Origin of the sequence: Bacillus sp. FSL K6-1560 (genome assembly GCF_038592935.1) — a bacterium.
GTDB classification, from domain to species: Bacteria; Bacillota; Bacilli; order Bacillales; family Bacillaceae; genus Bacillus; species Bacillus subtilis.
In genome coordinates, this window is record NZ_CP151946.1 from 861275 (window position 1) to 879483 (window position 18209).

Annotated in this window: 24 protein-coding genes; 20 read left to right on the forward strand and 4 right to left on the reverse strand. The window is 41.2% G+C overall.

Going from position 1 to position 18209, the window contains the following annotated elements; all coding sequences use genetic code 11:
- Positions 1-104: 104 nt before the first annotated feature.
- Positions 105-209, reverse strand: coding sequence for a putative holin-like toxin (locus NYE22_RS04615; RefSeq protein WP_164834088.1), 105 nt, complete (start codon positions 207-209; stop codon positions 105-107).
- Positions 210-356: 147 nt separating this feature from the next.
- Here NYE22_RS04615 and NYE22_RS04620 point away from each other — a divergent pair, with 147 nt between their 5' ends.
- The 16 genes from NYE22_RS04620 to NYE22_RS04695 all read left to right on the forward strand — a co-directional run bounded on the left by NYE22_RS04620 (position 357) and on the right by NYE22_RS04695 (position 13917).
- Positions 357-806, forward strand: a complete 450-nt coding sequence (locus NYE22_RS04620; protein WP_213391359.1) for a phage portal protein — start codon at positions 357-359, stop codon at positions 804-806.
- A 41-nt stretch (positions 807-847) separates the two neighbouring features.
- Positions 848-985 carry a hypothetical protein gene (locus tag NYE22_RS04625; protein WP_180960774.1) on the forward strand — a complete coding sequence of 46 codons (138 nt, stop codon included), beginning with the start codon at positions 848-850 and terminating at the stop codon, positions 983-985.
- A 2-nt stretch (positions 986-987) separates the two neighbouring features.
- Positions 988-5628 (forward strand): phage tail tape measure protein, encoded by a 4641-nt coding sequence (locus tag NYE22_RS04630; RefSeq protein WP_342412353.1) that lies wholly within the window; start codon positions 988-990, stop codon positions 5626-5628.
- Positions 5621-6280, forward strand: coding sequence for a LysM peptidoglycan-binding domain-containing protein (locus NYE22_RS04635; protein ID WP_003229936.1), 660 nt, complete (start codon positions 5621-5623; stop codon positions 6278-6280). Before NYE22_RS04630 ends, NYE22_RS04635 begins: the two co-directional genes overlap by 8 nt.
- A 12-nt stretch (positions 6281-6292) precedes the next feature.
- The gene (locus tag NYE22_RS04640) at positions 6293-7273 is read left to right on the forward strand and encodes a hypothetical protein (RefSeq protein WP_003229937.1); all 981 of its coding nucleotides are present in this window, start codon (positions 6293-6295) and stop codon (positions 7271-7273) included.
- Positions 7270-7533 carry a DUF2577 family protein gene (locus tag NYE22_RS04645; protein WP_003229938.1) on the forward strand — a complete coding sequence of 88 codons (264 nt, stop codon included), beginning with the start codon at positions 7270-7272 and terminating at the stop codon, positions 7531-7533. Before NYE22_RS04640 ends, NYE22_RS04645 begins: the two co-directional genes overlap by 4 nt.
- Positions 7534-7545: 12 nt before the next feature.
- Entirely contained in the window at positions 7546-7971 is a 426-nt protein-coding gene (locus NYE22_RS04650; protein WP_004398572.1) for a DUF2634 domain-containing protein, read from the forward strand.
- Positions 7964-9010, forward strand: a complete 1047-nt coding sequence (locus NYE22_RS04655) for a baseplate J/gp47 family protein (RefSeq protein ID WP_003229940.1) — start codon at positions 7964-7966, stop codon at positions 9008-9010. The genes NYE22_RS04650 and NYE22_RS04655 overlap by 8 nt, the downstream gene beginning before the upstream one ends.
- A complete protein-coding gene (locus tag NYE22_RS04660) occupies positions 8994-9572 on the forward strand; it encodes a YmfQ family protein (RefSeq protein ID WP_003229941.1) in 579 nt (192 codons plus the stop codon). Before NYE22_RS04655 ends, NYE22_RS04660 begins: the two co-directional genes overlap by 17 nt.
- Complete coding sequence (locus NYE22_RS04665; protein WP_003229942.1) at positions 9569-9841, forward strand: hypothetical protein; 273 nt, start codon at positions 9569-9571, stop codon at positions 9839-9841. Before NYE22_RS04660 ends, NYE22_RS04665 begins: the two co-directional genes overlap by 4 nt.
- Before the next feature lie 2 nt (positions 9842-9843).
- Positions 9844-10944, forward strand: a complete 1101-nt coding sequence (locus NYE22_RS04670) for a pyocin knob domain-containing protein (protein ID WP_003229943.1) — start codon at positions 9844-9846, stop codon at positions 10942-10944.
- 9 nt (positions 10945-10953) lie between these two features.
- Positions 10954-11289, forward strand: coding sequence for an XkdW family protein (locus tag NYE22_RS04675; protein ID WP_009967793.1), 336 nt, complete (start codon positions 10954-10956; stop codon positions 11287-11289).
- Positions 11286-11450, forward strand: a complete 165-nt coding sequence (locus NYE22_RS04680; RefSeq protein WP_003229944.1) for an XkdX family protein — start codon at positions 11286-11288, stop codon at positions 11448-11450. The genes NYE22_RS04675 and NYE22_RS04680 overlap by 4 nt, the downstream gene beginning before the upstream one ends.
- An 87-nt stretch (positions 11451-11537) precedes the next feature.
- Complete coding sequence (locus NYE22_RS04685) at positions 11538-12431, forward strand: phage portal protein (RefSeq protein ID WP_342412354.1); 894 nt, start codon at positions 11538-11540, stop codon at positions 12429-12431.
- Between the two features lie 45 nt (positions 12432-12476).
- A complete protein-coding gene (locus NYE22_RS04690) occupies positions 12477-12899 on the forward strand; it encodes a phage holin family protein (protein ID WP_019713127.1) in 423 nt (140 codons plus the stop codon).
- A gap of 46 nt (positions 12900-12945) precedes the next feature.
- Positions 12946-13917: an N-acetylmuramoyl-L-alanine amidase gene (locus NYE22_RS04695; RefSeq protein ID WP_342412355.1), complete on the forward strand. Its 972-nt coding sequence runs from the start codon at positions 12946-12948 to the stop codon at positions 13915-13917.
- A 26-nt stretch (positions 13918-13943) separates the two neighbouring features.
- Here the strand turns inward: NYE22_RS04695 and NYE22_RS04700 are convergent, their stop codons facing one another.
- On the reverse strand, positions 13944-14225 hold the full coding sequence (locus NYE22_RS04700) for a hypothetical protein (RefSeq protein ID WP_326331041.1): 282 nt from the start codon (positions 14223-14225) through the stop codon (positions 13944-13946).
- Positions 14226-15941 (reverse strand): T7SS effector LXG polymorphic toxin, encoded by a 1716-nt coding sequence (locus NYE22_RS04705; RefSeq protein ID WP_342412356.1) that lies wholly within the window; start codon positions 15939-15941, stop codon positions 14226-14228.
- Positions 15942-16152: 211 nt separating this feature from the next.
- On the opposite strand from NYE22_RS04705, the gene NYE22_RS04710 reads away from it, so the two are divergent.
- Together NYE22_RS04710 and NYE22_RS04715 are read left to right on the forward strand one after the other, a co-directional pair.
- Complete coding sequence (locus NYE22_RS04710; protein WP_326374330.1) at positions 16153-17283, forward strand: Rap family tetratricopeptide repeat protein; 1131 nt, start codon at positions 16153-16155, stop codon at positions 17281-17283.
- Complete coding sequence (locus NYE22_RS04715; protein ID WP_257962800.1) at positions 17283-17414, forward strand: hypothetical protein; 132 nt, start codon at positions 17283-17285, stop codon at positions 17412-17414. The genes NYE22_RS04710 and NYE22_RS04715 overlap by 1 nt, the downstream gene beginning before the upstream one ends.
- A 44-nt stretch (positions 17415-17458) precedes the next feature.
- Here NYE22_RS04715 and NYE22_RS04720 read toward each other — a convergent pair whose 3' ends face one another.
- Positions 17459-17647 carry a hypothetical protein gene (locus NYE22_RS04720; RefSeq protein WP_044430359.1) on the reverse strand — a complete coding sequence of 63 codons (189 nt, stop codon included), beginning with the start codon at positions 17645-17647 and terminating at the stop codon, positions 17459-17461.
- Positions 17648-17753: 106 nt separating this feature from the next.
- Here NYE22_RS04720 and NYE22_RS04725 point away from each other — a divergent pair, with 106 nt between their 5' ends.
- Both NYE22_RS04725 and NYE22_RS04730 read left to right on the forward strand, forming a co-directional pair.
- Positions 17754-17981: a hypothetical protein gene (locus tag NYE22_RS04725; RefSeq protein WP_229043864.1), complete on the forward strand. Its 228-nt coding sequence runs from the start codon at positions 17754-17756 to the stop codon at positions 17979-17981.
- Positions 17974-18186, forward strand: coding sequence for a transcriptional regulator (locus NYE22_RS04730; RefSeq protein WP_229043862.1), 213 nt, complete (start codon positions 17974-17976; stop codon positions 18184-18186). Before NYE22_RS04725 ends, NYE22_RS04730 begins: the two co-directional genes overlap by 8 nt.
- Positions 18187-18209: the final 23 nt, after the last annotated feature.

Below are 18209 nucleotides of genomic sequence, written 5' to 3' on the forward strand. Positions count from 1 at the left end.
GGCCACCGGGTCGGTACAAATGAATGAGGCCCAATGGGCAGCTCATTAGAGGATTTTCGAATAGACCAATCCCTTAGAACTTTAGCGGGCTCTCAAGGGTGGGTCTATTTTTTCTTTAGTAGCGACAACAAGGCAACGATGAACGTCAGAAGGCTCACGGTGAACATACCGAAAGCAATCATTAAGTAAATCGCTTGATAAGTTGTCATGGCAACACCCCCTTTCTAAAGGGTGTAGCCGCCCACCTTGAAAGCCGAATCATTTGTACTTAAACCATATTGTACCATAACACTCTCAAACTCCGAGAGTGTTTTTTTATTGCCTATAGACAACCAAAACAAAAGGAGCTAATTAACATGAGCGAAAAACAAAACGAAAAAGTATATGATCTTTCATTCTTTATGCCAGGACAAACAATTGAAGCGGAAGAAGTAGAAGTGCCTATTTCAAAGCGATTTGTTGACAAGCAAGGAAAGGTGATTCCGTTTGTATTCAAAGCTATTACCACTGAACGAATTGACGAGCTCGAGAAAGAAAACACCACTTACAAAAATGTAAAAGGACGCGGCCGTGTAAAAGATTTGGACAGCCAACGCTTTTATGCTCGTATTGCAGTTGAAACAACTGTTTACCCGAACTTTAAGTCTAAAGAGCTGCGCGAAGCTTACAAAACAGAAGATCCGGTGGAAGTTGCAAAACGTGTTCTTTCGGTCGGCGGTGAATATGCAAACTGGCTGAACAAAGCAATTGAGATCAATGGTTTTGAGGATGATCCCGAAGACCTTGAAGAAGCAGCAAAAAACTAATAAAGGGCGGGGATAAAGAGACCGTGTATCTTTATTATGCTATGCACGAGCTCAAATATGCCCCGTCAGAATTACAAGAACTATATGAGGCGCCGAGAGAATTCAAGGCGCTCTTATATGGTTTGATCAGTTACAAGCTTGAGCTGTTAGAAAAGGAAGCGAAGAAGGGAGGTAATTAACTATGGCTAAACTAACAGCTACGTTTGATTTACAAGATAAGATCACCCGAAAGCTTCGAAAGATACAAGGGAATGCAGAGAGACTTCAGAGGGCCGCTAATGGCCCTCTTATTTTTGATGCTGAAGATCGAACAGAGCGGGTTATGAGACGAATTGACCGATCAGCAAGCCGCTTGACTGGGCGGGCTCGATCAATTGAAGTCGGTTTAGATGATCGGGTTTCAAATGGTTTGCGTTCTATACGCCAGCAAACAGAGGATCTTACTGAGGGTAGCCATGAGGTGACGGTTTCCGTTAATGATCAGGCTACACCACGGTTTCGCTTAATTCGTGGAGGTCTCTCTGATTTGAATCGCTCGCACGCTGAACCAACTGTTTCAGTTCGTGATCATGCGTCAAACCAATTAGATGAGATCCGGCGCCATGTGTCCGATGTAGACAGCGAACATGCTGAGCCTACTGTTTCTATTAAAGACAAAGCTTCAGCGGTTTTGGATGCAATTGAGGCAAAATTAGACGGCCTGAAAAACGCTACTGTCACCCTGGCAGTTGGCGGCGGACTGTCGGCTGGTGCAATTATGGGTAGCGGGAAAAGCGCTATGTCCCAAGACGCTTATGTTTCAGCGACTTCGAAAGTCAGCAAAAAAGACGCTGCTAGAATGACAGACCAGATCTATTTCAACAATAAAGCGGGCAGTTCTCGGGAAGAAGTCAGTTTATCTCTAAGAAACTTATCGCAACAGACAGGGGCGTCTAAAAAAGCTCTGGCTGAATTGACTGAGTCATCAAGTAAGATTGCCCAGCTTATGAATGCTGATCAGGCAGAGGTAGATCGTGCTTTCAGTTCAATGTATAACAACTTGAAATTGTCTGGGAAACAAAGCGGAGACTTAATTGCTTATGTATACCGGAATGCCGGTGACCAGGCTGATGATTTATTAGACACGATGAATGAATACAGTTCCACCTTTAAAGACTTGAAGCTCACAGGCGGCCAAATTGCAAACGCGATGATAAAAGGAACAAAGGGTGGAGCCAGAAACTTCGATAACCTAGCCGATAGTATGCGTGAGTTTAACATCCGCCGAACCGAAATGTCTGATAGTCAAGTGGACGCATTTAAAACACTGTTCGGAGCCAAGGAAACTAAGAAAATGTTCAAGGGCTTCAAAGATGGTTCAATAAGCGGAGAGGAAAGTTTATTTAGGGTGGCAAAAGCCCTTTCTAAAGTGAAAGACAAAACAAAGCGGGCTGCTATTGCGACTGAGCTTATCGGGACACAATATGAAGACCTTAAGCGGCCTATTTTAGATATGGCTGAGGGTATTGGTACAAGTGCCAAAACAAGCGGTGAATTGGAACGAAGCTTTACGAAACTTCGGGATAATAACCCGATGACACCGGTTAATGATGCCATGAGAGATTTTGAAAGCATATCTAAGGATATGGGAACCTCTCTGCTAACTGGATTAGGACCGGCCTTTGATAAAATCAGCTCGTTCATTAACAGTAAAGAAGGTCAGGAAAAACTTAAAGAGATCAAAAAAGATATTGCTGATCTAGGTGAGGAGATAGGTGATAAGTTAAACGTAGCCATTGAGTGGAGCGTCAACCATTGGGATGATTTGAAAACAGCGATTAAAGTTGTGATCCCCTCTTTAATTGGATTGATTGGTTATTTGAAAATACTTCGTCCGCTGTTAAAAGGCATAGGTACTGTCGGAAGTGATGCAGCAGGCGTAATCCGAAAATTAATTCCAAAACGTACTCCTAAAGCTGGTACTAATACGCAAAGTGAAAGGAGGAATAGAAACAGTAATCGTAATGCTAGCACAAGGGGCAGAGAATCCAAAACTGCCACAGGTCCAACGAGTTTACCTCGAAGCGGCAGCTTGACATATTGCTGTTGTAGCGATGGAGGTAAAAATGATCGCATTCGTAGAAGACGAGGGAAAAGAGTTTTAGGTCGACGCGGTAATCCAAACCGAATGAACCCTTCTGATAGTTCAATTGCTGTGTCATCTGAACGGTTGGAGAGAAGGCGTTCCGGTAGAACTGTAGGTACTAATCCAACTAGAGATTCAAGATCAGCAATAATCACTACGAGATCGGAGCTATACTCAGCTGGTAGAGCTGCAGGCGGTACATCGAAGTTCGGGAAAGTCTTAAGTCCTCTGAAAAGTGTTGGCAAGTTTGCAAAGGGAGTCCCTCTATTAGGAACAGCGTTAGCGGCAACCGATTTAATTGGGATGAATAAAGATAATGTTGGTGAAAAAATTGGATCAGCTGGCGGTGGCCTTGCTGGAGCGGCTACAGGAGCAGCTATTGGCAGTGTTATTCCAGGAGTGGGAACAGCTATTGGTGGATTAGTTGGTGGTATAGCAGGCACCATGGGCGGCTCAAGTTTAGGTAAAGCGTTTGATGGTTCAGAAGTAAAGAAGAAACTAAACAGTACATTATTTGATCAAAAATGGTGGTCTGAAAAGTGGTCTGGCGTTAAAAGCTGGGCACAAAACAAATGGAATAGTGCATCATCTGTTTGGGAGTCCGTAAAGGGAAAAATAAAATCCACTTTGTTTAGTGAGAAGTGGTGGTCAGGTAAATGGGAAGGCGTAAAAAGTTGGGCTCAAAGTAAGTGGGACAGCGCGTCTTCTGTTTGGCAATCAGTTAAAGGAAAGCTGAAATCCACTCTATTTAGCGAGAAGTGGTGGTCAGGAAAATGGGAAAGTGTAAAAAGCTGGTCCAAAAATAAATGGGACAATGCTAAATCAATATGGAAAAGTGTTAAGAGTTCCATCTCAGAAACCCTTTTTAGTAAGAAGTGGTGGTCTGAAAAGTGGCAGAGTGTAAAGGAATTGGGAAGCAGTATTTTAGGCGGGGTAAAAGAAGTTGGTGGTAAAGTAGCTTCAAGTGCGAAAAAAACTGCTGGTAAAGCGTGGGGATATGTGAAGAGTGGCGTAAATTATTTATTTGGTTCGGGAAAAGAAAAGCCAAAGAAACATGCTACTGGTGGTTACATTACGAAGCCAACAATATCTTGGATTGGTGAAGCTGGTAAAGAATTCGTTATCCCTGTTGAGAATAATAAAGGTCGCGGCAAAATGCTCCTTTCTCAAGCTGCTTCGAAATTAGGGATGAGTGTGGTTGATGATATAGCGTCTGCTTCATCTGCAGGAGGTGAACCGGCAACTTCCCCGCTAGTCCGTAGTGCGGCGGTGACTGCTTCTGTATCTCCTATTATTGACACATCCAGTCTTGATGAACAAGCAACATCATTTGGTCAACAGTTCACGAAGAGCTTTGATCAAGGAATTAGAGATAATGTTGTTTCTATGGAAGCATGGAAACAGAAAAACGTTGGACAACCAATGAACAATTTAATCTCTTATTCTCCGAATTACGGAAAGCAAGTGGTCAATGGTTATGCTAAAGGTCAAAACAGCACTTCGACCGGTACAGATGGCTTCTTGCAGACGAAGGTTAAAATGCCATTTCAGAACACTGTTAATAAATCTTCATCATGGGGAAGCGGAACGATCAAAGGTTTTGCTTCCGGACAAAATAGCTCACAAACTGGTACTGATCAATACGTCAGCACTCATATTAACAAGCCGTTTATCCGCTCTAAAGAATCATCAAACGGATGGGGAAGCGGTATGATCGGTAATTTTGTTTCAGGCATGACTTCTAAGGCAAGTGAAGTCAATGAGGCTGCCAAGGAACTGGCGAAAAAAGTTGAGAAGGCATTTCGTGAAGAGCTGGATATTCATTCACCTTCCCGTGTCATGATGAGTCTTGGGCGTTTTGCCTCTATAGGTATTGTAAAAGGTCTGGATTCTGTTGATGTAAAAAAGTTTGCTGAAAAACAAGCAGGCTCACTAGCTGCCGCTTATTCTGGAATGGGCGCAGTAAGCGGAAATGTGAAGCAATGGCTCATGGCTGCTATCATGGCTACAAAGACACCGATGAGCTGGCTTCCAGGGCTGATGACAATTGCTCAGCATGAGTCAGGCGGTAATCCGAAGGCAATCAACTTATGGGATAGTAATGCGAAAGCAGGACATCCATCTCAGGGGCTCATGCAGACAATCCCAAGTACCTTCAACGCACACAAATTGCCGGGCATGAATAACATTCTTAACCCGATTCACAACGCTGCTGCTGCGATTGGCTATATCAAAAGCAGATATGGATCAATTAATAATGTACCAGGCATTAGAAGCATGAGACATGGAGGTCCATATGTTGGCTACGCTAACGGCGGACTTATTACCAAAGAGCAGATTGCCCGTGTCGGTGAAGGAAACAAAAGGGAATGGATCATTCCGGAGGAGCGAGGCATCCGTGGACGTTATTTATTAGCCCAAGCAGCTAAGGCACTCGGAATGGAAGTCACAGACCCATCTGAAAAAGGTCAAACTGAATTATCTTCAGGTCAGGTAACAGCTGCCACAACGGGTCGTAATCAAACAACGTTTAAAGCTGCAGGTGGCAAAGAGGTCATTATTCAGTTTAATGGCGATCAGCATTTTCACAATGACCAAGACATGAACAGTCTTGTAGCTAAGATTAAGCAGGCCCTTGTCGCTGAGCTTGAACAGGATATTAACATCGGTACGAAGGGAGTCGTCGCGTTTGACTAGATCTGTTTATGAATTCTGGATTTCACAAGGGAAGGACAAGCTGCGGCTTCCTGTCCTTCCTGAACAAATTGATATATCCAACACAATTCAAAATGAATCAGTAAAAGTGGCCAGTTTTGGGGAGATCACTTTTATAGATAAACCGGGAGCGAAAGAGATTTCGTTCTCTTCTTTTTTTCCAAAGAAACACAGTCCGCTTGCTGAGTATAAGGGATTTCCTTCTCCTGAAAATGCTATCGCTAAGATTGAGAAATGGGCAAAAGCGAAAAAGCCGGTTCAATTTTTGATTACTGGCACGAAAATAAACTTCACCTGCAGCATTGAGGGCTTTTCTTATAGTGAGGGTCAAAAAGACATAGGTGATCGTGATTATGAAATCAAATTGAAGGAATACAAAACCGCTGCGCCGCGGAAGATCAAGCAGAAGAAAAAGACGAAGAAAAAACGGCCGTCTAAATCAGCTCCTAAAACATACACGGTTAAAAAAGGGGATACCTTGTGGGACCTTGCCGGCAAATTTTATGGGGACAGCACAAAATGGCGCAAGATTTGGAACGTCAATAAAAAGGCGATGATCAAACGAAGCAAACGGAATATCAGGCAGCCAGGACATTGGATCTTTCCTGGTCAAAAATTAAAGATACCGCAATAAGCAGGTGATGACATGATAGAACTTTTCGTCATTAAAGAAACGGAATGGCTTGAGCTGGTAACTGAAAGTGTTTCCCTCGAAGGGCAACGGTATCAGGCGCCGCGATCGATCACGGCCAAGATCATTACAAAACAGGGAACCCACTCATATTACAGCGTATCTGAAGGGGATACAGTTTTATTTAAGTGGAAGGGCAAAGAACTGTTCCGGGGCATTGTGTTTTCTCGCAATCCGGAAGAACACGGGCTGACCTTTACGGCTTATGATATGCTGCAATATCTGGTCAAAAACAAGGATGTTTATGTTTTCTCTAATAAGCGTGCAGACGAGATCATAAAACGTCTGGCAAGAGACTTTCAAATTCCCACAATGTCTATTGCAAACACAGGTCATACAATTAAATCACTTGTGTTCAAAGATGATACGAGCCTTTATGACATGATTCTGAAAGCCTTGAAACAAACGAAAAGCCAAACCGGAAGGAATTATCAATTATATTCTGCGAAGGGAAAGCTTGGCCTTCGCGCTTGGCCTGATCCGTCGGAAGTATGGGTGCTGGAGACGGGTGTGAACATTACCGGCTATCAATACAGCACTTCAATTAATGACACAGCCACAAAAGTAAAGCTCCGCCGGCAGAAAGACAATAAAACATACACAGCCACCGCAAGCGACAGCGCAGGCATAAGCAAATACGGCATCCTTCAGTATGTTGAAACAGTATCAGATAACATTAACCAAGCACAGTTGCAGCAGCGTGCGAAAGTTAAACAGGCACAGAAGAAAGGCGTCAAAAAAGAACTCAAAAGTATTCAAGCAATTGGGATTCCAGATCTTCAGAGTGGTTTGCCCGTCTATATTTCAATTCCGGAAGTCGGGGTTAAGAAAACATACTGGATTGATACAGATAAACACGAATTTAAAGGATCGACACACACGATGACCATTGATGTGGTTGAGAAAAATTCTATCCCTGATGGTGTTTCCTCATGAGATTAAGTGAAGCAATCAAACATTTGGCTGTCCGTGCAGTTGATTCTGAGTCGCCAGTGGATATTCTACCGGCTGAAGTGGTTTCCGTTTCCCCTGTTGAAATAAGGCTTAATGAAAATGACAAATTAATAATACCTGCTGATTTGATTATTGTTCCAAAGCGGCTGCGGGCCGGTGAAGAAGCATTAAATACAGGTGAGCGTGTGATGATTGTCTCCTTAAAAGGCGGGCAATCATTTTTTATTCTCGACAAAATATAGGAGGTGTTTGGAATGGCTTTGTCTCCGGAAATCGAGTTTGAGGATATAGAAGATGACAGCGAAGTCATAGAGACCTCGCAAACCTACAAAATAGATTTTGAAAATGGCCGTATCACAAATGAAATCATCACAGGCCTTGAAGCGATCAAGCAGTTTGTATATTTGTCTCTCCATACTGAGCGATACGCATATTCTGTTTACAGTCATGACATTGGAAATGAACTTCAAGACGTGCTGGCAGATAACGAAACAACAGACGCATATAAGAAAATGGAGATCCCTCGGCTGATAGAGGAAGCACTGATCTATGACGATCGGATTTCTGCTGTTACAGATTTTGAAATAGAAAAACAAGGCGAATCGTTCCGTGTCTCCTTTACAGTCGAGACTGACGAAGGAACATTGGAGATCGAGGAGGTGCTTGGCGAGGATGTTTGAAGATCAAACCTATGAATCGATTATGGATCGAATGTTGAACAGCATTTCAGCGGACATTGATAAAAGGGAAGGCAGCGTGATTTATAACGCGTTAGCTCCTGTAGCCGCAGAATTGGCCAAGTCTTATATTTGGCTCGATACTGTTCTGGAACTTGTCTTCTCAGACACGGCCCAAGGGGAATTTTTAGATCGACGAGCTACTGAAGCAGGCATTGAGCGGACTGCTGCCACAAAAGCAGTCAGGGCAGGGGAGTTTACTGAAGGCGTGACCATTCCTGTAGGGTCTCGCTTTTATGTTGATAATCTTTATTTTCAATACACAGCTGACGGGACGTTGGAGTGTGAAACAGCGGGGGAAGCAGGGAACGCAAACATATCCGGTCAGAATCTATTGTCATTAGACACTATACCTGGGCTTCAAAAAGCGATTGTGAAAGAGATTCTGATTCCTGGACGTGAAGAAGAGGATGATGACAGTTTAAGAGCTAGATATTTTACCCGCGTGCGTCGAGAAGCTGTCAGTGCCAATAAAGCACACTATAAACAATGGGCTGAAGAAGTAGACGGAGTGGGGAAGGTAAAGGTCTTTCCGCTTTGGAACGGGGACGGTACAGTCAAAATTGTCGTGACCAATGCTAACTTGGAACCTGCTTCCGATATTTTAATATCAAAGGTGAAAAACTATATTGATCCTGAACCCGGACAAGGTGAGGGACAAGCGCCAATAGGTGCCTTTGTCACAGTGGAGAGTGCGGTATGGAAAGAGGTTGAGATTTCAGCCGAGGTACTTCCCGAGGTCAATAGCTCTATCGATCAGGTAAAGCAAGAAATTGAATCAGGTGTTTTAAATCTTTTTAAAAAGATTGCCTTTGAAGATAACGTCATCCGTTTATCGCAGATTAATAATATCGTCTACAATTCACCTTCAGTAAGTGATTACGCAGATATTAAAATCAACGGCGTGGCCGAAAATTTGGTTCTGAGTGCCGTCGAAATCCCTAAATTGGGGCAGGTGAACATCATTGAGCAAACTCGATGAAATGACTGCTTACCTGCCGCCGTTCCTTACCAAGTTAAAGGAAATGGCTGAACTTCTTAAAGCGGAAGCTCCGGAATTTGAGAAGCAAAATAACAGCATCTTTGATCTGACAGATCAGCTGTTTGTTACTACGGCAACCTGGGGGCTTGAACGATGGGAAAAGATTTTGAACGTACCGCGGGAATCAGGTGACACCGATGAGATCCGCCGATTGCGCCTAATCTCTAAAATGTCCAATATACCGCCGGCAACATATAGGGCCATTGAACACGCGTTGAACCGGTTCCTGAAAAATCCGTCAGCTCAGGTTCGGCTGCTTCCCGGAGAGTACCGTTTTAAGGTTGATATTGATATAGATGATATGCAGCATATGAGCGAGCTCATAGAAACATTGGAGAATATGAAGCCAGCTCATTTGGCATATACCTTGCGAGCTGCTTTGAATGAGCCACTCCAAATAAAAGATACTGTCATTTTGAATAACAGAAGGTATCGAAAAGCAAGTGAGCTAAAGGTAGGTTATTCCGTCACGCTCAATAATAACGAGGTGGTCCTTGTATGATTACACAGCTTTATAGAGAGCGTACAGCTGCAGATTTGAAAAATAGAATATCGAAAGTGCTGCTGAATGGAAATGAAACAGAAATTGTGGAACTCACCATTCAGGGTGCCGTTGTCACGGTGCTTACTCAACGAGAGGAAGACATCAAACATATTAAGAGTGTTCAGATACTTGATGATCAAAACAACGTGATTACGGAAAGAACAACAGATTTAGACGTTAGTAATAATAGAACGCTAGATTTTAGGATTACTTTTGAGGTGGTTTAACAATGGCTTATGATGCAAAAACAGATTGGCTCCCGGACGATCCGATTAATGAAGATGATGTGAACCGTTGGGAGAAAGGCATTCAAGATGCGCATAAAGATTTAGCTGTACATAAAAATGACATGAACAACCCTCACAATACAACAAAGGCGCAAATCGGGCTAGGGAACGTTGATAATGTACAGCAAGCTTCGAAAAAAGAATTTGAAGAGCATCGTAATGATTTACAACGGCACATTACACCAGTGGAACGGGAGAATTGGAATGCAAAAGAAACAATTGTCGGAGCTCAGGAAAAAGCGGATAAGGCTTTATCGGATGCAAAATATTACGTGGATACCAACTATAAAAATAACAATCTGACGTTAATTACTGGAGACAATGCTATTCAAGATGCAAGAACAGGAGGGGAAGAATATCCTTTAGGACTGACCTTAATGGACATTGGGCAGGGAAATACTACAGGCTACCCCTTGGGTTATGGCATTGTCAAAAATGAAAAATATAATAATTACCGTTTCACTCAATACTTTTACGGAACAGGGAATGAGTCTGGGACTTACTATGACAGTACAGGAGTTTGGATTAGACACTGGTGGAGTGGTTCAGGCTGGACTCCGTGGCAAAAGATATCAGGTTTTGCTCATGCGAATATTGGAACTACAGGTGTTCAGTATTTAAAAAAGATTGATCACACTAAAATTGCATTTAACAGGGTCATCAAGGATAGCCATAATGCTTTTGATACTAAAAACAATCGATTTATTGCTCCGAACGATGGAATGTACTTAATCGGGGCAAGTATATATACCTTAAATTATACATCTTATATAAACTTTCATTTGAAGGTTTACCTAAATGGAAAAGCATATAAAACACTGCACCATGTAAGAGGAGACTTTCAGGAAAAGGATAATGGGATGAATCTTGGTTTAAACGGCAATGCGACTGTACCCATGAATAAAGGAGATTACGTTGAAATCTGGTGCTACTGTAATTACGGAGGAGACGAAACACTGAAAAGGGCAGTAGATGATAAAAATGGTGTATTTAACTTTTTTGATATACAAGAACTTGGAGGCCGAAACTATCCAAGATTTTAGGAGGTAACGATGAATATAGGTGAAGCTATTCTTTTTAAATACCCAACAGCTGATCCCACAAAGGATTTTATTGTCCAGAATAATGGTGATGGAACTCCCTCATATATAGCAGAGTGGAATATTAGGGCACCTATACCCACGGAAGCAGAGTTAAAAACTTGGTGGGAAGAGCTTCAGAGTACATCTGCATATGAACCACCAGTTCAAGTGGATCTACTTGCAAGAGAGTTGTCACAGGAAAAACTGGCTCGTAAACAGCTTGAAGAATTAAACCAAACTTTGGGAAGCGAGCTTTCAAAAATAAAGTTGCAACTGCTTACTCTACAAGGAGGGCAAGGTTCATGAATTATTGGGTGCTGGCTTTGCATTATAACTGGGCTTCTTCTGAAATGGTGAAACAGGCAATTCATCTCAAAGATTGTTCGCCCGAAGATTTACAGGAAGGAATAGAGAAAAAACTCATTACAGCTGAACAGTATAAAGAGATCACAGGAGAAGCCATTTAGGGCTTTTTTATTTTTCCTTAAAGGAGGTGGTTCCGTTGTAAACCCATGCTCACCACTAATGATCTACAATAGCAAGGAGGATTTATAATGGCATCATATAGTTTTCAATTTTCAACAGATGCAACTGGTAAGCCGGGGGCAGCCAAGCCATACAGAGAAGGAAACAGAGATTTTGTTGTGCCGGTAGCTTCAATCTCCGGTAATTCAGAGCTGCTGACGAACGCAGTTTTAAAAGCCACTGAAGTCTACACGCAATATGGACAAGATCGATTAGGTCAGGTTTTAATTTCAAAAGTAAAAGGTCACGCTTATTCTGATCGTGAAGGTACCTTATTCATTGAAGAAAGTAACGATATGAATTCATGGACCACAATCTCTTCATTGGTTGTTAAAGCAAATACGCTTGGCGAGACTGAGTGGATTCATTTAACTAAACGATATTTCCGCTTCAGGTATGCAAACGGTAATCTGCAACAGTCTGATTTCTTACTTTATCAGTCGCTGGGCGCTGGGGAAGAAGATATAAATATTAAACAAGCTGTTCCAATTACGACAGCTGCTCCGCTCACTATGCAAATAGATAAGAGCGGCTTAACCGATGATGGCCGCTTAAAAGTTCAGACTGAAGGCTTGAATCTCGGCTCATTAGACACTCAAGCAAAAACGATAGATGTTATTTTTCACGATAAAACAGAAACGATTGGGGAAGGTACTCCGTTCACTGTTGGATCATTTAAAACGTTGCTCATTGAGGTTTATGGGACAGCTGAGACAAGCGAATTGAAATTCTGGGGTAAATCCCTATCAGGAACAAAAAGAGCCCTGAGAGGGCAGAAAGTGGATGACGGAACGTATGCCACTAGCACAAAAGGAAAATCGGAAGCCTGGTCTTTTGACATTACCGGTTTTAAAGAAATCACGATGGAGCTCACAGCGTTAACAAATGGAAACTTTTCAGTAAGAGGGACGGCCGTCTCATAAAATCCGGCTGTCCTTTTATTTTGCCTCTAAGGAGGTGATAAAGAAATGGAGGAAACGAGTGTGTTTATTAACTTTGAAACGTTGGATTTAGCGAGAATTTATCTGTTTGGTGGTGTGAAATACCTTGATTTATTGCTAGTTCTCAGCATTCTTGACGTTATAACAGGCGTAATTAAGGCCTGGAAATTCAAGAAGTTACGTAGTCGGAGTGCTTGGTTTGGTTATGTCCGAAAAATGCTTAGCTTTCTAGTGGTCATCTTGGCAAATATCGTCGATACTATTCTCAATTTGAACGGTGTTCTTACATTTGGAACCGTTCTTTTTTATATTGCCAATGAGGGGCTTTCAATTACTGAGAACTTGGCTCAGATCGGCGTTAAGATCCCGGCTGCTATCACGGACCGGCTTCATGTAATTGAAGAAGACAACGAAAAAACAACTAAAAACGAAGAACGAGCTGCTGGGTAACTGGCAGCCTTTTTAAATCTAAAAAAAGAATAGGAGATGAAATATTATGGCCATAAAAGTGGTGAAAAATTTAGTTTCTCAAGAAAAATACAGTTTGAAATGTCCGAATCCCATGGTTCCGGAATATATCACTATTCACAATACAGCAAACGACGCTTCAGCAAAGAATGAAATTTCTTATATGAAGAACAACACAAGCTCAACAAGCTATCACTTTGCGGTGGATGATATACAGGTTATTCAAGGGCTTCCGTTGAATCGTAATGCATGGCACACAGGAGACGGGAAAGATGGTCCAGGAAACCGCAAGTCTATCGGAGTAGAGATCTGCTACAGCAAGTCAGGGGGCGCTAAATACTACGCTGCTGAAAAATTGGCAATCAAGTTTGTGGCGCAACTGCTTAAAGAGCGCGGTTGGGGTATTGATCGTGTCCGCAAGCACCAAGATTGGAGCGGCAAATATTGCCCGCACCGTATTTTAGATGAGGGTAGATGGGATGAAGTGAAAGCCGCTATTGCTGATGAATTAAGCAAAATCGGTGGAAAAAGTTCAGCGTCTTCAGGCGGTTCTTCAGGATCCGGAACAACATATACAGTGAAAAAAGGCGATACTCTTTCTGCAATTGCAAAAGAGCACGGGGTGAGTGTGGCGAATCTTCAGAGCTGGAATAACATTAAAGACCCGAATAAAATTACAGTTGGCCAAAAGTTGAAACTGAAAGGATCCAGTACATCCAGCACTAAACCAAGCAGTAAAAAAACGTCATACCCGCTGCCTTCCGGAGTTATTAAAGTGACAAGTCCGATGACGAAAGGAACGAATGTCAGACAGGTTCAAAATGCTCTAGCGGCTCTTTACTTCTATCCAGACAAAGGGGCGAAGAATAACGGTATCGACGGCGTATATGGTCCGAAAACAGCAAATGCAGTCAAACGGTTCCAGTCAGTAAGTGGCCTGACTGCTGATGGCATTTATGGGCCAAAAACTAAAGCGAAAATTGAAGCGAAATTGAAGTGAAAAAGGGCCTTAAAAGGGCCCTTTTTTTATGTCCATCTCCAGTTAATAGCTCCGTCAGGGTAAATTGCAGGAACAATGATTCCTCGTTTGCTGTTGTTCTCGTCAAGGATGTACCAATTTTCATCTTCTAACCATTCTTTATCGTATTTAGTTTCATCAAATTGGCCTTCTTCATCTATAAGATCATTAAATAGATCCCTGAAAACTTCAATTTCTTTTTCGGGTTTTAGAATTCCATACATCCACATTCCCTCACCGGAAACATCATGAATTTCTCCTAATTTTGTATCTTTAAAATATAAAATCATCTATTTTGACTCCTTTAGATGTAATTTAAAATACTCTTTTGGTATCTCGCCTCTTATTAAATATTCAGTATCCCTTTTTGTCCAACTAAGAGCCCTTTTCTTCCAATAATCTGAATGCTTATCATTCTTTATTAAACGCTCAATTTGTTTCGGAGATAAAACAGCTACTCCTTTTACTTCTCCTGATTGGATGGCCTTTCGCAAAGCCGGCAGATTCAATTCAATAGAACTATCACCGTAATTAGTGATTACATTTTTATTCATTGTGAAACTGGTGTACGGACTATTAGACTTTTGAGCTCCTCTAAATCCGCCTAAAATATGTTCTGTTACTGTGACTTGTCTACCTTTATACATTCCTTCTTTATTTATTGGCACAAGATTTCCGGTGTCCGGATCAATATGTGATTTCCCTAAGCCGTTAGCTGCTTTGGTGGAATATAAATCTTTATCCCCACGATAGAGATTTGAGGATTTTCCGGCTCCTGCGCTTGCTTTCAGTACTTTTCCCGTCCCGATTGCTCCTATAGGGCCGAGAGCAGCTAGAGCACTATTAAAGCTGTTTTCACGTCTCTCCTCAGAAATCTTATTCCCAAACATATCTCGGCCGGTTATTGCTTCACTAAAACCATTCGCTGACGCAAGACCGTAGAGTCCTTTACTGGAGTTTTGAAGGGCAGGGAATGTCTTAGGTGTTTTATAGATATCAAGCGCTTTGTCTGCCCTATAAATGGCTTTGCTCGTTGAGTAGACAGCCTTTCCGCCTTTGGCTAATTTTCCGGCCCAGCCAACTATAGGGATGTAGCCGGCCGCAGCCATTGCGCCAGCTGCCACCCGTTGCCCATCAGTTAATTTTTCTCCGGTGACTGGATCTACGCCATCAGCAGCTCTCTTATAATCATAATACCCGGAGACTTCCCCCGTAAAATTACAAACGACATCCCAGGTCTTTTCATACCATGGCCTATTTGCGAGTTCTTCCTGTTCCTTCGCAATTCTTCTTTGTTCGGCCTGCTGATCTTTAAAGGAGATATAATCAGTAGATTGTTTTTTTACATCCTCGGTCATCTTATGAATTTCACTGTCCCTATAAGCCTTTGCATTATAGTGGATAGGAGAGGCGCTTTTGCCTTTTGCTGTAGCGTTCATGAGTGCTTGGTAATCAGCCTGAATCATTTGTTCATTTGCTTCTGAGAGTGCATATTCAGATGTTAAATTTTCATCGACTTCATGAATTTTTTTGGTGGTCTTGGAACGTTTGTTGTCGGCTGATGAGAGTTCGTCTTTAAAAATTTCTGTGGAGAATAAATCTAGTGGTAGTATGTCGTTGATGTCATTTAGAATATCTTTCATTGCTTTTTTCTGTTCTGACATGATGGATTTTGATTTGGTATAAGCGTTAGCCAGCTCGTGTTCTAAAAAAGATTCTTCTATGTAGGCATCGGATAAACTTGCGTCTTCCAAAATGCCGGTAATACTCGTGAGAAATGCGATTTTCATGTCGATCAAATCAATCCACTGGCCAGCGATCCCTGCTTGATCTTCATAAAATGCCTTTATGTTATTGGCACCTTTACCTGAAAACTCACTGTCATCAAGATCAGCCATTGATTTGAAGGCTTTCTTTAGTTTGACCATTTGATTCCGTGTATTTTTGTATTCCTTTGCACGGTTCTCAGCTTCAGAAAGTAGTGATTTAGCTTCAAGTACCTTCATGATCATATCCTTTCTTATTAAGCTTTGTGGTTCAATGCTTAACAAAATTTTACCATATGAAGACATCGAGAAATACAAAAAAACCTTTTATTTGGAAAATGAACCCCGAACGAAACTAACCGAAGAAAATGTTTGCGGTTTTTTTGCGGCATAAACACTTTTTGGAAATGTTACAATATTACAAAAATAGACATAAGAGGGAGGGGTATGTATGGACCAAGTTTTACCGTCATCCCGAGTGGGAGTCAAGATCAATGAATGGTATAAAATGATTCGTCAATTCAGTGTACCTGATGCAGAAATCTTAAAAGCGGAAGTGGAGCAAGAAATAGAGGAAATGGAAGAGGATCAGGATTTACTTGTTTATTATTCGTTGATGTGTTTCCGTCATCAATTGATGTTAGATTCATTGGAGCCAGAAGACAGATATCGGGATCGTCCCACAGTCGATGAACTACTTGAAAAAATAGAAAAACCGCAAAAAAGACTTACAGGCCTTTTGAAATATTACTCATTATTTTTCCGAGGGATGTATGAATTTGATCATAAAGAATACGTTGAAGCGATAAGTTATTATCGTAAAGCCGAGGAAGAATTGACTGCAGTTTCAGATGAAATGGAACAAGCTGAATTTCATTATAAAATAGCAGATGCCTACTATCAAATTGATCAGCATTTTGTTTCCCTGAATCATTTGAAAAAAGCTAAGCATTTGTTTGAAAAGAATCAATTATATAAGGTGAAAGTGATCGGATGCAATATGATGTTTGGAGCTAATATGTACGATATGTACCGGCTGACAGAGGCGGAGTCATATTACCGGGAAGCTTTAAGTGTCGCTGAGGGAATGAATGAGAAAAAGACAAAAAGGATCATTGGAGTGATCTTTCATAATTTAGGCTTAGTTTATTTAAGGACCCAAAACCTAAGTGCAGCTGAAGAACATTTCAAAAAAGCAATAGACATGAAAGAACATCTTGATACAGTGTATGGTGTGAGATCATTATATATGATGGCAAATGTACTTTACCAAAGCAACAAACCTAAGGAAGCACGTTTCTTTTATGAAACAGCTTTAAAACGGGCTGAAGATTCTAATGAAGAAGAATATATGGCGAAATTAAAGATCATTAATTCAATATATGAAGAATATAATGAAACAGAAGTAAATCGAAGCTTAGACTATTTGGAAAAGAAACGCCTGTGGTCTGATTTTGCAGAATTAACAGAAAAATTGGGTGACTTTCATTATGAGCAAAGAAACTATGCAGAGGGAAGAAGCTTCTTAAAGAGAACTATACATGCACAAACACAAATACTTAAGGTTACGGAGGCTATATAATGAAAAAATTTTTAATCAGCTCCGCTTTAATCGGTATTCTTTTTGCAGGTTTATTAAATGTGGAAAATGTATATGCTGCTATGAATGATTCTGGAACTTTCTATGTAGCCGAAAAAGCTATTAATATCTAAGTAATATTATCCTGTTAAACCCCATCCTTTTTAAGGTGGGGTTTTTACACAATCCATTTATTCTTTTTCTTATCCCATTTTAACAAACGCTGCCTCATAAGATTCTTAACGGCTTCCCGTATAGCTCGTTCATCCTTCCCAGTTTTTCTCTTCAATTGATCCAACGAAGGATTTTTTCCTAAATGGGTCATATTAAAAATAATCCGGTACACTTTTTGTTCAAAATCATTCAATTCAATTGCCTCCTTGAGTAAATAATACCAGAACAAACATTCGTTTTTCAACTTGAAATAGAACTAATGTTCGTATAAAATAATGGTAGAGAAGGAGGAGAAAAGCATGGAATCGATTTTAAAACGTTCATTAACTGAGAAAACAGCATTAGATATGATTTATATAAGAAACGACGGTCTTATCACAAAACGATCAATAATTGTTCGGCAAATCAATCAGAGTTATATAAGGGCATTTTGTTTTAATAGCCGTCAAACAAAGACGTTTACAATCGAAAATATCCTGGCTGTTTCTCCTGCAGCATATAAAAGAGGGGTCAAGAATTATGCGTAAAATTACAGAGAGACAATATGAAACGCTCCAAGTTATCGAAAAATACATTAACGAAAAGGGATTTGCTCCTACATATAGAGAATTGATGAATATGTTAGGGTTAACCTCACCAAGTACAGTGAAAGGGCTGTTAGATGCTCTGAAAAGAAAGGAATATGTAACTTGGGAAGCGGGGTCACCAAGAACATTAAAAATTATTAAATAAAGAACCCATCGTCATAGATGGGT